This is a genomic window from Gilliamella sp. A7 (assembly GCF_002142015.1).
Classification (GTDB): Bacteria; Pseudomonadota; Gammaproteobacteria; order Enterobacterales; family Orbaceae; genus Gilliamella; species Gilliamella apis_A.
The window spans coordinates 1-13,385 of record NZ_NASN01000060.1 but is presented as its reverse complement, the minus strand read 5'-3'; the positions used below and the strand labels follow the sequence as shown (position 1 = coordinate 13,385).

At 33.4% G+C, this 13,385-nt stretch carries 14 protein-coding genes; 6 read left to right on the top strand and 8 right to left on the bottom strand.

Annotated features, from left to right (window positions below; genetic code table 11):
• The first annotated feature begins 501 nt into the window (after positions 1 to 501).
• From B6D18_RS11140 to B6D18_RS11115, 6 genes are all read left to right on the top strand, one after another.
• A complete protein-coding gene (locus B6D18_RS11140; protein ID WP_086364505.1) occupies positions 502 to 1,347 on the top strand; it encodes a MurR/RpiR family transcriptional regulator in 846 nt (281 codons plus the stop codon).
• A gap of 203 nt (positions 1,348 to 1,550) precedes the next feature.
• Positions 1,551 to 1,982: a PTS sugar transporter subunit IIA gene (locus B6D18_RS11135; protein WP_086364504.1), complete on the top strand. Its 432-nt coding sequence runs from the start codon at positions 1,551 to 1,553 to the stop codon at positions 1,980 to 1,982.
• Positions 1,983 to 1,993: 11 nt separating this feature from the next.
• On the top strand, positions 1,994 to 2,467 hold the full coding sequence (locus B6D18_RS11130) for a PTS sugar transporter subunit IIB (RefSeq protein WP_086364503.1): 474 nt from the start codon (positions 1,994 to 1,996) through the stop codon (positions 2,465 to 2,467).
• Positions 2,468 to 2,509: 42 nt separating this feature from the next.
• A complete protein-coding gene (locus B6D18_RS11125) occupies positions 2,510 to 3,307 on the top strand; it encodes a PTS sugar transporter subunit IIC (protein ID WP_086364502.1) in 798 nt (265 codons plus the stop codon).
• Positions 3,304 to 4,119: a PTS system mannose/fructose/sorbose family transporter subunit IID gene (locus B6D18_RS11120; RefSeq protein ID WP_086364501.1), complete on the top strand. Its 816-nt coding sequence runs from the start codon at positions 3,304 to 3,306 to the stop codon at positions 4,117 to 4,119. The genes B6D18_RS11125 and B6D18_RS11120 overlap by 4 nt, the downstream gene beginning before the upstream one ends.
• 9 nt (positions 4,120 to 4,128) lie before the next feature.
• Positions 4,129 to 5,193 carry a tyrosine-protein phosphatase gene (locus B6D18_RS11115; protein ID WP_086364500.1) on the top strand — a complete coding sequence of 355 codons (1,065 nt, stop codon included), beginning with the start codon at positions 4,129 to 4,131 and terminating at the stop codon, positions 5,191 to 5,193.
• Positions 5,194 to 5,313: 120 nt separating this feature from the next.
• Here the strand turns inward: B6D18_RS11115 and B6D18_RS11110 are convergent, their stop codons facing one another.
• From B6D18_RS11110 to uvrA, 8 genes are all read right to left on the bottom strand, one after another.
• Positions 5,314 to 5,922 carry a YiiX/YebB-like N1pC/P60 family cysteine hydrolase gene (locus tag B6D18_RS11110; protein WP_086364499.1) on the bottom strand — a complete coding sequence of 203 codons (609 nt, stop codon included), beginning with the start codon at positions 5,920 to 5,922 and terminating at the stop codon, positions 5,314 to 5,316.
• A gap of 73 nt (positions 5,923 to 5,995) precedes the next feature.
• Positions 5,996 to 6,409, bottom strand: a complete 414-nt coding sequence (locus tag B6D18_RS11105) for a DUF4878 domain-containing protein (protein WP_086364498.1) — start codon at positions 6,407 to 6,409, stop codon at positions 5,996 to 5,998.
• A 91-nt stretch (positions 6,410 to 6,500) separates the two neighbouring features.
• The gene (locus B6D18_RS11100; RefSeq protein ID WP_086364497.1) at positions 6,501 to 6,914 is read right to left on the bottom strand and encodes a DUF4878 domain-containing protein; all 414 of its coding nucleotides are present in this window, start codon (positions 6,912 to 6,914) and stop codon (positions 6,501 to 6,503) included.
• A gap of 225 nt (positions 6,915 to 7,139) precedes the next feature.
• Positions 7,140 to 7,850, bottom strand: coding sequence for a tRNA pseudouridine(65) synthase TruC (gene truC, locus B6D18_RS11095; protein ID WP_086364496.1), 711 nt, complete (start codon positions 7,848 to 7,850; stop codon positions 7,140 to 7,142).
• Positions 7,851 to 7,869: 19 nt separating this feature from the next.
• Positions 7,870 to 8,688, bottom strand: coding sequence for a pyridoxal phosphatase (locus tag B6D18_RS11090; protein WP_086364495.1), 819 nt, complete (start codon positions 8,686 to 8,688; stop codon positions 7,870 to 7,872).
• 87 nt (positions 8,689 to 8,775) lie between these two features.
• A complete protein-coding gene (recR, locus tag B6D18_RS11085) occupies positions 8,776 to 9,381 on the bottom strand; it encodes a recombination mediator RecR (protein WP_086364494.1) in 606 nt (201 codons plus the stop codon).
• 201 nt (positions 9,382 to 9,582) lie between these two features.
• Complete coding sequence (gene plsY / locus B6D18_RS11080; protein WP_144063986.1) at positions 9,583 to 10,182, bottom strand: glycerol-3-phosphate 1-O-acyltransferase PlsY; 600 nt, start codon at positions 10,180 to 10,182, stop codon at positions 9,583 to 9,585.
• A gap of 45 nt (positions 10,183 to 10,227) precedes the next feature.
• Positions 10,228 to 13,068 (bottom strand): excinuclease ABC subunit UvrA, encoded by a 2,841-nt coding sequence (uvrA, locus tag B6D18_RS11075; RefSeq protein WP_086364506.1) that lies wholly within the window; start codon positions 13,066 to 13,068, stop codon positions 10,228 to 10,230.
• Between the last annotated feature and the right edge of the window lie 317 nt (positions 13,069 to 13,385).

The window sequence follows — 13,385 nt, the reverse complement described above, 5'->3', positions numbered from 1 at the left end:
CAATTATTTGTCCACATTAATTTTAGTGCTTGTAATCTTGCTTCGGCATGACGTAAATGAGGTGTTGGTTGAAAGGCGTTACCCCCATGAATCGCAACCACTTGGGACCAATATCGAATCTGACGAGCAGATATCGCATATTTTTTTGAAAGAATTTCCGATGATTCTCCGATGATTCTCCTGATAAGAATTCATTAGCTATGATAATTTTTAAATCTCGACTATATTTTGACATAAAAAGACCCCCAGTAATTGGTTGTCCAACTATTGGGGGTCACTTCAATTAGCGGGTTTTTTTATAAATAAATTTAACCTTGTTGAGTAAATTATGCTTAAAATAGTTATCGGGATATAGCGTAATTACCTTTATTTTAATTCGATTACTTTTGATTAACACATTTTAAGTTGTATATAATTTAATCTGTTAAAGTTAAATTTTTTTAATTTCCTGAACAAATTTTATATACTTATAATAATAGAACAGTACATTTGAGGTGGCTAGTGATTGAGTTAAAGCTTCGAGAAGTAAAAAAAGACCTATCAACTAAAGAGCTTAAAGTTGCTGGTTATATTATTGAAAATACCCAAGCACTCAAGAATATGAGTATCCAAACATTAGCAAAACTTAATCACGTAAGCACCACTACTATATTACGTCTATGTAATAAATTAGGATACAAAGGATTCAGTGATTTTAAAGTCGATCTTATTGGCTCAATCCCAAAAAAACTTAATAATGAAATATTACAAGATGATATCAATTTGAATGATTCTCTTGCTGATGTTAATAGTAAAGTCCAAGCAATGGAAAAATCCTCAATCGATGAAACTCACTCCATTGTTAATATTCATGCACTCAATAATGCCATTGATTTAATTATTAATTGTCAAAAAATAGTTATATTTGGTGTCGGCAGCAGTGGTTTAGTTGGTAAAGAATTGGAATATCAACTTATCAAAATAAAAAAAGATGTCAATTGTCACTTCGATGCTCATGTTACTCGTAGTCTTATCAGCACATTAGATAAGAATGATCTTATCATTATTATTTCACATTCAGGGGAAACACCTGAGTGTGTTGAGTTACTAAAACTAGCCGGCCAATCTTTGGTTCCTTCTCTTGCGATCACTAAAATGGGCCAAAGTCAGATTTCATCCTTAGCCACCCTAGTGTTACATACTACATCTATGGAGCATGCTTCAAGATTAATACCAATACGCTCTAAAATCTCTCAAATATCTGTAGTAAATATGCTCTTAACTAACTTATTTATTCGCCAATATGATGAACGTTTACTATTACAAATTCAAAATAGAGAAAAACGTAAATATCCTTCGAAACAATAAAATAACTTCCAAAAAGGAATACGCAAGAATTAGAACTAATTTGTTAGTTATAACAGCCCTCTTTCTCTACATAAATTTGATCTTGTTCACAAAATCATAAAAATTTCTTAAAAAGTAGATGACTATTCGCCTCTATAGATGTAATTTTATTACTAAATAAATAACAAGATTTAGTAACAAAATTACAAAACAAGGAAATTTATATGCCACGTTCTTTACCCATCATTTTAGCCAGTCATGGTCCATTTGCTCAAGGCGCATTAGAGTGTGCACAAATGCTTATGGGAGAACAAGAAAACGTTCATGTTATATCAGTTCTAATTGATAGTAATATCGATAATTTACGTCAAGAAATGCAAAGTAGTTATAAAAAACTTAATCAAGGCGATGGCGTAATTATATTGGTAGATATTATGGGAGGAACCCCTTGCAATCTAGCCTCGGAACTACTGATATTACATGACGATGTTTTGTTGTTTTGTGGTTTTAATATTCCAGTATTACTTGAAGTTTTAAATAATCGTGAAGGAACATTAAATGATGCCAAATTGGCTATTGAGGAAACTTTTCCTGAAAGCTGTAAAGATGTTCGGCAGATTTTAAATGTTCAACAAGAACAATCTAATGAGTTGTAAGGAGATGACTAATGCCAATAAATGTAGCAAGAATTGATGATCGTTTGATTCATGGACAAGTTATTACTACTTGGGTAAAAAACTATGATATAGAACAAGTATTAATTATTAATGATAAAGTTGCCGGTGATAAAGTTCAGCAATCAGTACTCACTATGTCGGCACCCCCTGATCTAAAAGTTTTAGTGTTTGGGGTACAACAATTTATCGAAATTTTGAAAAAGACCCCTATCAAAAAAAGAACCATGTTGCTTTTCACTAACAGTATTGATGTTAATGCGTTAGTTGAAGGTGGATTATCACTAGAAAAAGTGAATGTAGGCGGTATGCGAATGCAAGATGGCCGACATCAATTGTCAAGAGCGGTTTCAGTAACACCTGAAGAGGAACAAGCATTCAAAAATCTTATTGCTAAGAATATTCCAGTTGAGGTGCAGATGGTTCCTAAAGATCCAATAGTCGATCTGCAATCACTACTTAATTAAATAATGTTTGAAAATATTTATTTATCATTTGGAGGTTAACATATGTTAACGCAAGCTATTCTTGTCGCCATTTGGGCGGGAATTTGTTCATTGGATGATGTTGGTCCGCAGATGTTACGTCGCCCATTATTAACAGGTACCGTTGCTGGTATTATTATGGGTGATATGATTCAAGGGCTAGCAATTAGTGCCACTCTAGAGTTAATGTGGATGGGTATTGGTAACGTAGGTGCATATTCAGCACCAGACATTGTTGCCGGTGCCATTATCGGGGTTTCACTAGGTATTACCACTGGCGGAGGTATTGCTACTGGTATTGCATTAGGCGTACCTGTATCATTATTATGCCAACAATTGCTTATTATATGGCGCTCATTCGCTTGTTTTTTAAATCCTTGGGCTGAACGTTCTGTTTTAAATGGCGATTATAAAGCGCTAGCTAAAGTTCATTTTTTCTCAACACCACTTTGGTTTTTAATTCGTGCTGTTCCTTGTTTTATTGCAATTTATTTTGGTAGTGATTTAGTTAAAACTATTTTAGATGCGATTCCAAAAAGTATCATTGATGGTATGGGTGTTGCTTCCAAATTAATTCCAGCAGTAGGTATTTGTATTTTATTACTGATGTTACTTAAAGGCAGAATGTGGTTCTTTTTCCTATTAGGTTTCATGCTAACAACCTATTTAAAATTACCGATTATTCCTGTGACATTTATTGCCCTAGCTTTCGCAGTCTTATATGACATGGCGTCAACTAACAGCAGAACCAGTAATAATAATGAATCATCCGATAACCAAATATCAACGAATAGCAACACTGAAGAGGAATATGATCTATGAGTACTCTACATAAAATTACCAAAAAAGATCTGAATCGTATCTTTTGGAACTTACAAACCATGTCATTTTCATATAACTATGAAAAAATGCAAATGATAGGATTTGCCCATTGTATGGCCCCAGTATTAGATCGCCTTTATAAGGATGCTGATAAAGAAACTCGTATCCGAGCAATGAAACGCCATTTAGAGTTTTTTAATACACAAATCAATGCTGGCGCGTTAATTTTGGGTGTCACCGCTGCAATGGAAGAGAAAACCAGTGAAGAAGAAAAAGATGCGGTTGTCTCAGTTAAAGCTGGTTTAATGGGCCCTTTTGCAGGTTTAGGAGATAGTTTACTTAAATTCACTTGGATGCCAATTTGCGGTAGTATTGGTGCTGCTTTTGCGTTACAAGGCAATATCATTGGCCCAATATTAATGTTTTTAATTTATAACCTTGTTAATGTCCTAAGCAAATATTTCTTTATTCATTATGGCTATAACAAAGGGGTTGATTTAATTGAGCAATCAAAAAATTCAAATATTATCCAAAGAATAAGTAATTTAGCCAATGTTGTTGGTGTCATGGTCTTGGGCTCGCTCATTGCGTCAACAGTCAAAGTCGCCACACCGCTAACAATTAGTGTTGGCGAACAATCGATAAAAGTCCAAGAGATGTTCGATAAAGTCATGCCAAATTTTTTAACCTTACTTTTTGCGTTAGCTACATTCTTCATCGTTAGGAAGTTTCAAGGAAAATATACAGTTAGTTTAATACTAGCGGTCATGGTGATTGGCGTAATATTTTCAATGTTTGGTATTTTAAAGTAAGGAATGAATATGGTAGTTAAAATTAAAACAGCTTCATTAAATCGAAATAAGCAAGGTCAATTAACTGTCTCATTTGAAAATAATTCAGATCATCGTGTAGATTTATATTGGACAGAAGAAGCAAATGTTAATACAACAAATAAAACATTAATTAGTAAAGATATAAAATCACCATTTAGTTTTGAAGATCCTTTACAAGCAAAACGTCGTATCTATTTGATATTACAAATTGATAATGATTCTTCGTATCTAGTTGCCGAAAGAACTTTACCAATTACAGGTCTAAATAATTTCCGTGATTTTGGTGGTTATATTGGCGCAAATGGGAAACCGGTAAAATGGGGATTATTATACCGATCTAATCATCTTCATGGCTTAAAACCTGATGCGCAACAATATATTAAAACATTAAATATCCAAACAATTATAGATTATCGTTGTGAAAATGAAATTAAAACTAGCCCTAATTCTTCAATTGGTGAAAAACAAACCTTTAATTTTGATGCTTCAGCACAAACAGCGGAACTTGCAGCTCAATTTGCTGCCGATCCAAGTAATGAAGATCGAGCTTTAATTGAAAGTGTGTTAAGAGATATTCCGAAAGAATTAGTCAATGGTGAAGGCATCCAAGTTCTTGAACAATATCGTAACTTTGTGTTGAGTGAAAAGTCAAAAAACGCTTATCGACAAATGTTAAGAGTAGTATTAGATGGTAACAATAGTCCAAGTATACAACACTGTCGTGGCGGTAAAGATAGGACTGGCTATGGCGTATTACTTATTCAGATAATGTTAGGTGTATCTGAATCAGATATTATTTATGATTATATGCTAACTCACGATAATCGTTTAGAACGCAATAAAATTAAAATGGAAGCTTATCGAAAAATAACCGATGATGAGGATGTTTTAGGATACTTGCTAAGTCTAATTGATACTCGGGAGAGTTTTGTATTAGAAATACTTAATACGATGAAAAAAGTTGCTGGAACACCAAGCAATTACATTAAACAAGAACTTGGTTTTACTGACCAAGATTTTGAAAAAATGCAGGCTATTTATTTAGAAGCTTAATTTAAAATAACCTTTAACAAAAAGCGTAATGATTCTATTACGCTTTTTTTTAAATCTACTCGCATTAGTTCTAGTCAAACATAAATTGTTAATCTAAAAGACTGATTAAAGATTAATTACTTAGTTATCCGGATAACTATATATCCAAGTGATATCAGAATAATTGGCAAAAGCGCTTGGAAATAGATAATAACCACGTAATAAAGGGAAATTAGCATATTTCCATTCTGGGTTAAAATCAGATTTATATTTAATAATAACGTCATACAATAACGTAGTGCAATATAAGTGGTCTTCTTCACGAGAAGCAAGTTTGAACTCCTCGCCTTGTTTAGTTAATAGCTCGGCAATAATTTGTGACTTTTGCTGTTCTGTTAAAAAATTTGGTCTTGCAATGGCATATTTTTCGGCCAATTCAGGGGCAGTAAAATCAGTTAAACTTGAAATAACGACTTGATTTATGGCATTTTCATCATCATTAGTTGTGGCATGAATAATTTTTATTTCAGGTTGAATAGCAACAACCATGCCAATATGAGAAAATATACCGCCATCAAGTTTTTTAACAATAAAACTATCTGTCTGAACACCGCTGCGAAAAATCCAATCCCCAACATTAATTAATGAACTCTTTTCTATATAGGAATTATCTAAATTTGCTAATTCTTGAGCATAAACTGGATTTTTTATAAAGAGGAAAAAAATAAAAATATAATAGGAAAATTTCATAAAATTTAAATTGGTTATCTATAACCTAAAAAGGTTAGAATTACCTTTTTAGGTTATCAAATAATTATAAGTGTTATTTCACATTAATTAACCATTTACCATCAACTTTAATTAATGATAACGCTGAATTATTCTTAGTTCCATCTTTAAAGATAATAGTTGTTTTGATAGTAGCTTGAGTATGATCATTATTATATTCGGTCGATGATAATTCTACTCGATCAAAACCGCCATTTTGTTTTGCTGCAGCAGCTGCTTGGTCGACAGCAACTTTCATTTTACTTTTCATTAATACTTTAATATCTACACCTTTAGTTTTTAATTCATCAGGAATATATAAAGCATCAAGAATACCATCAATATTGCCACTATAAGCATCTTTAATAAATTTCTCAGCTACCACTTCAGGCGAATTATCATCTGAGGAACAGGCGGTAACCACTAATGCTAATAAAAACACACTTAAAAATTTGAATAACAATTTCATATTTTATTTCATCCTTAACATTTAATTCAATTTATTCTTACAGTTATTTACTTTGTATATATCTGAACGACTAGAGATATATAGTTAAAAACTAAAAACCTACTTCAATAAACCAACTACCATTAACTTTAGTTAATTTAAGTTTGTCATTTTTATTTTTACTATCTTTGAAGATTACATTCATTTTAATAATAGCACGGCTCTTATCATCGTTTAGATATTCGGTTGGTTGATATTCAACCTTATCAATGCCACCATGTTGCTCAGCATAAGTTTTAGCTCTCATTGCTGCATCTTGCAATTTACCTGTAATTAGTGTTCTCGCATCGGAAGATTTTTCTTCATCAGGAATATAAATCATTTTTATTACGGCATCAGCATCACCACTATAAATGGCAGATACATACTTTTCTGCGACTTTTTCTGGTGAACTTTCACCTGATGAACACGCAATAGCGAATAAAGTTAAAAAGAAGATACTTATATACTGAGTTAATCGTTTCATTGTTTTTCCTAAATCATTTACTAAATTTAATTATTATTAATGCTTGAAAATGTTAACAATACTTTGAAAACATGATGATAAGTGCTTTGCAGATCTTGTTAAAGATTTAGATTTGCGGCTTAAGGTTATAGTAACTAAGTTAATAATGCAATAAAATTTGTTTTGCACATAAAAAATAAAATACCACTAATAAATTTAAATTAATTATCAATAAAGCCATTAACTTTAGCTGAAGTTTTTTAATATTGTTAACCACTCTTTACTTAAATTTGCATGAATAGTTAATGATTTATGGCTAATGGGATGCATCATTTTGACAGTGCTAGCATGTAACATAAGACGTTTAATAGCAAAATAATGACTAAAAGCACGATTTTGATGAAGATCGCCATGTTTACTATCACCAATAATTGGATGGAAAATATGCTTCAAATGGCGACGTAATTGATGTTTTCGACCGGTCTGTGGTTTTAGCTCAACAAAACTGTACCTAGCTGTTTGATATTTGCCTACGGCAATAGGTAATTCTATTTTACTAAGGCCTTTATAAAAGGTTATTGCTTCTTGAGCTGGCTTATCTTTGCTGGCAAATTTATCAGCAATTTTATCTAACTCTTCAACTAATGGATAGTCAATAGTATCTTGACCATCAACATAACCTCGCACAATAGCATGATAAGTTTTTTCAATCTGTTTTTCAGCAAACTGTTGTGACAATATACGAGCGATATTGCTAGATAAGGCAAAAATTAATACGCCTGAGGTTGGACGATCTAAACGATGAATAGGATAAACATGTTGCCCTATTTGATCACGTAACGTTTGCATCACAACCACTGTTTCATTTTTATCAAGCCAGCTACGATGTACCAACCACCCTTCTGGCTTGTTGATTGCTATTAAATCATTGTCCTGATAAAGAACCTCAAAAACCATTTTTAATTAATCCATTTGACTATAAAAATAATTTTTCAAGTTCATTAGCAATACTAGGACTATTATTATCACCAATCGTATAACTAGCTTTGGCTTTAACTTCATCATCAGCATTGCCCATAGCAATACCTAGTCCAGCAATAGCAAACATACTAATATCATTATAACTATCACCAAAAGCAACGATTTCACTTAATTTAATATTTTCGTGTTCAGCCCAATGTTTTAATCCATTACCTTTTGTATTACCTTTAACCGCAATATCGGCACGATTGGACCATGACCATTCACAAGAGAATTCATCAAGCTCATCAACTGCATCTGAAAATTGTTTTAAGGCAGGTAAATTATGGCTGCTGGTAGCAAATTTAAAAATCATATTGGCCTGTTCAATGACTTGTTCAAAATTATCAACTTTTTTGACTTCTGGTTGTAAAAATTCTGGTAATGAATTCAACCATCCAAAGAATCCTTCTAGATGATCGTCAAGAACTTCATAATTCATAACTTGATCAGTGTAAATCATGGTATGAATACCAAATTGATTGATTAAGTTCAATAAAGTTTTTGCTTGCTGTTTAGTCATCGGTTTTGCAGCAAAATTTTGTTGTTGTTTAAAATCATATAAATAAGATCCATTACAACAAATTGCCGGTGTTGATAATTTGAGTTGATAATAATAAGGATGTATTACCGTATGATGACGACCAGAGACTAAAATAACTTTAATGCCTTTATCCATAATTTTTTGGATCATATCTACTGTTTCAGGAAGGATTAAACGATTACTCGCCAGTAAAGTACCATCCATATCAAAAGCAACTGCTTTATATTTCATAACATCTCTCTTTCTAATTTTTGCTAAAATCCACGAATATCCACTAAACAGTTTGTTTTATCTATTACGATTAACGATAAAATAACACTAAAAGTCTATCTTTTGTCGACCAACAAAGGAATGTGATAAAGTGGTACCGTCCACCATTTCAAGTTCACCACCAACAGGTACGCCATGGGCAATACGAGTCGCAACGATATTAAACTCATTACACATCTGAGCAATGTAATTAGCTGTTGCATCACCTTCAACCGTTGGATTGGTTGCTAAAATAACCTCATGAATTGACTCTGATGCCAATCGACTTTTTAGCAGATCAAGACCAATATCGCTTGGACCAATACCATCAAGTGGTGATAAATGGCCAAGTAAAACAAAATACCGACCACTATACTGTCCAGTTTGCTCAATAGCAAAAATATCTGCTGGTGATTCAACCACACAGAGTTGATCACTGCTTTGACGACGGACATTAGCACAAATAGTGCAGATCTCTTGTTCTGTAAAAGTTCTACATGCTTTACAATGGCCAATGCTATTCATAGCCTCATTTAGCTGATTAGCTAGATGAAGTCCTGCTTGACGGTTACGTTGTAATAGATGATATGCCATTCGTTGTGCTGATTTTGGACCAACGCCAGGTAAACAGCGAAGTGCACTAATAAGTGATTCGAGTAACGGACTGATTTGCATGAATTATTTTGTTACCATATAGTTATAATAATTAATCAATGATACCTTGTTTCAAATATCTATAAAACAAGAAATATTCTATTATTTCAATTTAAAAATAATTAAATGCTAAGAAATTAACATGAAATTACTCACTTTATGCTTTTTATATTTTCATCATTAATAATGATTAGCAGTTAAAAAAATAAATATCCCATTATGCTATTTTTTGCTATACCTTGCATAACTTTTTGGTTCTTCCCCTTTAAGTAATCGCATAATATTACTACTATGGCGAACAATGATTAAGCAAGAGAGCATTGTCACAGGTAACGTCAACTCAGGTTTGAAGAACCAAACATATATAGGTGCAAAAAGAAAACCAACAATTGCAGCCACAGATGAATAGCCGGTAATAATTAACGCTAAACACCACGTTAAGAGAAAACAACCAGTAAAATCAAGTCCAATAGGTGCCATCATGCCTAAAGCAGTCGCAACGCCTTTACCACCACGAAAATGAAAGAAGCAAGGGAAAATATGACCAAGACAAGCTGAAATACCAATTATACCTAAAAAGAAAGGTGATATCCCAATTCGATAAGCAATATAGACAGGAATCGTGCCTTTTAACATATCAAAAATTAATACTATAACGGCAGGTAAACGGCCATTAATTCTTAATACATTGGTTGCGCCCGGATTATGAGAACCATGCAAAGAAGGATCATGTAACTTCATTAGATGGCAAATAATCATGGCGCCAGACAGTGAACCACAGAGATAAGCAATGATGATCATTAATATGATTTGTAATGTCAAAATACTTCTCCTATGGTTACCGTAATTTAGAAATATAAGTCTAGATTATTTATCTTTATGTCGTTGCAATAATGGTTTTAAATATTGACCAGTATAGGATTTTTTCGATTTAGCAACATCTTCAGGAGTACCTTCAGCAATGATTTCGCCACCACCACTCCCCCCTTCAGGACCTAAATCTACAATCCAATCAGCAGTTTTGACCACATCTAAATTGTGTTCAATCACGACTATAGTATTACCTTTATCTCTTAAAGAGTGTAATTGAGCGAGTAATTGTTTTACATCGGCAAAATGCAAACCAGTCGTTGGCTCATCGAGTATGTAAAGTGTGCTACCAGTATCTCGTTTAGATAACTCTTTTGCAAGTTTTACCCGTTGTGCTTCACCACCAGATAAAGTTGTTGCTGACTGACCAATGGTAATATAAGCAAGACCAACATCAATTAAAGTCTGTAATTTACGTGAAATCATAGGTACAGCATCAAAGAACTCTCGCCCTTCTTCAACCGTCATATTAAGAATTTCATTAATCGATTTGCCTTTATATTTAATCTCTAATGTTTCGCGATTATATCTTGCACCATGACACTGATCACATGGTACATAGATATCAGGTAAAAAGTGCATTTCGACTTTTATTAGACCATCACCTTGACAAGCTTCACAGCGTCCACCTTTGACATTAAAACTAAACCTTCCTGGATTATAACCTCGTGCTCTAGCTTCTGGCACACCCGCATAAAGTTCACGAATTGAAGTAAAAAATCCAGTGTATGTAGCAGGGTTTGAACGTGGTGTTCGACCTATAGGACTCTGATCAATTGCGATAACTTTATCAAAATAATTTAATCCTTTGATTGCTTCATAAGGTGCAATGTCACTTTTTTCCGCACCATTAAGCTCATTTTGGGCTAAAGGATACAAAGTGTCATTAATCAAAGTTGATTTACCCGAACCAGATACACCTGTAATACAAGTAAATAAACCAACAGGGATATTCAAGGTAACATTTTTAAGATTATTTCCCGTCGCACCAATGAGTGATAGCATTTTTTTCTTATCGATTTTGGTTCGCTCAACAGGAATTTCAATTTTTTCTTCACCAGAAAGGTATTTACCCGTTAATGAATTTTTACATTCCATTATCTGTTTTGGCGTACCTTGTGCAACAACCTCACCACCATGAACACCTGCGCCAGGACCGATATCGATAACATAATCAGCAGCCATAATCGCTTCTTCATCATGTTCAACGACAATAACGGTATTACCTAAATCACGTAAGTGAGTCAATGTGTCAATCAAGCGACTATTATCACGTTGATGTAAACCAATCGACGGTTCATCAAGAACATACATCACACCAACTAATCCGGCACCAATTTGGCTAGCCAGTCGAATACGTTGCGCTTCACCACCCGATAAGGTTTCGGCAGAACGAGATAAAGTTAAATAATTTAAACCGACATTAATCAAAAATTGTAACCGATCATTTATTTCTTTTAAAATCTTTTCAGCTATTTGCGCCCGTTGTCCGGTCAATGTTAACTTATCAAAAAAGTCCTTCGCTTGTTGGGTACTTAAATTACTAATAGTTGGTAAATTAGTATCGTTAATAAATACATGTCGAGCTGTTTTACATAACCTTGAACCTTCACAACATGGGCAAGGTCGATGGCTAATATATTTAGCTAACTCTTCACGAATTGTTTGCGAATCGGTTTCTTTATAGCGACGAGAAAGATTATTGAGAATACCTTCAAAAGCATGTTTACGCTTCACAACGTCACCACGATCATTAGTATAAACAAACTGTATTTCGTCTCCACCAGAACCATTTAGTAAAATATCTTTCACTTTTGCAGATAATTTTTGATATGGTTGATCGATGTCAAATTTATAGTGTTCAGCTAACGATTTTAACATCTGAAAGTAATAAAAATTACGTCTATCCCAGCCTTTAATCGCCCCTGCAGCTAAAGAAACTTCCGGCATTTGTACAATTCGATTTGGATCGAAATATTGTTGAACCCCCAATCCATCACATTCAGGGCAAGCACCAGCAGGATTGTTAAATGAAAACAATCTTGGTTCAAGTTCAGAAATACTATAGCCACATATTGGGCAAGCAAAATTGGCTGAGAATAGATGTTCTTCAGCTTTTGGATCATCCAAATTCGCGACTTTAACAATACCATTGGTAATAGAAAGTACTGTTTCAATTGATTCTGCTAAACGTAATTTCAAATCATCACGAATACGAAAACGATCGACAACCACTTCAATAGTATGTTTTTTCTGTAGCTCAAGTGTCGGAGGATCGGAGAGATCATAAACATCACCATCAACCCGAACTCGAATATAACCGCTAGCAGCAAGTTGTTCGAATAATTTCACAAACTCACCCTTACGTTCAGTAACTACTGGCGCCAGTAACATATAACGGTTTTCTGATGGTAATGACATAATGCTATCAACCATTTGCGAAACTGTTTGCGCAGCTAAGGGGAGATTATGGTTTGGACAACGAGGCTCACCAATTCGAGCAAATAAAAGACGTAAATAGTCATAAATTTCGGTGATTGTACCGACCGTTGATCGCGGATTATGTGATGTTGATTTTTGCTCAATCGAAATAGCTGGCGACAAACCTTCAATATGATCAACATCAGGTTTTTCCATTAGTGATAAAAATTGACGAGCATAAGCTGATAACGACTCAACATATCGTCTTTGTCCTTCAGCATATAAGGTATCAAACGCTAGTGATGATTTACCTGACCCAGACAGACCAGTAATAACAACCAATTTATCTCTTGGGATAATTACATTGATATTTTTTAAGTTGTGTGTTCTTGCACCACGAATATCGATATCTTTAATTGACATAGATCTCTTCTTATATGTGTGTTTAGATAAATAGACAAAAGATTAACTGTATATTATACCAGTATAAAGTGATTAAATATACAACTATATAGCTCAATAGGGTCGGTTAGTAAAATTTCAATAATATAAACCAAATTTGTACATTAAATAATAAAAAATAAAGCATTTTTTAATCATTCAAAAACCCCGCTCCTCAAAATTTTTCTGAGTAAATTAGAACTAAAAATTATATTGCTATAACTTAAAATTATTTGTTTAGCAAATATAACCATTTTACAATAGACAAGTAATCGTGTTTTATAGTGTGAGGA

Excerpts from the sequence above, each read along its gene's own strand:
- B6D18_RS11120 (WP_086364501.1), top strand. The coding sequence starts at position 3,304 with ATGAGTACTCTACATAAAATTACCAAAAAAGATCTGAATCGTATCTTT.
- B6D18_RS11100 (WP_086364497.1), bottom strand. The coding sequence starts at position 6,914 with ATGAAACGATTAACTCAGTATATAAGTATCTTCTTTTTAACTTTATTC.
- B6D18_RS11090 (WP_086364495.1), bottom strand. The coding sequence starts at position 8,688 with ATGAAATATAAAGCAGTTGCTTTTGATATGGATGGTACTTTACTGGCG.
- B6D18_RS11110 (WP_086364499.1), bottom strand. The coding sequence starts at position 5,922 with ATGAAATTTTCCTATTATATTTTTATTTTTTTCCTCTTTATAAAAAAT.
- B6D18_RS11115 (WP_086364500.1), top strand. The coding sequence starts at position 4,129 with ATGGTAGTTAAAATTAAAACAGCTTCATTAAATCGAAATAAGCAAGGT.
- truC (WP_086364496.1), bottom strand. The coding sequence starts at position 7,850 with ATGGTTTTTGAGGTTCTTTATCAGGACAATGATTTAATAGCAATCAAC.
- B6D18_RS11105 (WP_086364498.1), bottom strand. The coding sequence starts at position 6,409 with ATGAAATTGTTATTCAAATTTTTAAGTGTGTTTTTATTAGCATTAGTG.
- recR (WP_086364494.1), bottom strand. The coding sequence starts at position 9,381 with ATGCAAATCAGTCCGTTACTCGAATCACTTATTAGTGCACTTCGCTGT.
- B6D18_RS11130 (WP_086364503.1), top strand. The coding sequence starts at position 1,994 with ATGCCAATAAATGTAGCAAGAATTGATGATCGTTTGATTCATGGACAA.
- B6D18_RS11125 (WP_086364502.1), top strand. The coding sequence starts at position 2,510 with ATGTTAACGCAAGCTATTCTTGTCGCCATTTGGGCGGGAATTTGTTCA.
- B6D18_RS11135 (WP_086364504.1), top strand. The coding sequence starts at position 1,551 with ATGCCACGTTCTTTACCCATCATTTTAGCCAGTCATGGTCCATTTGCT.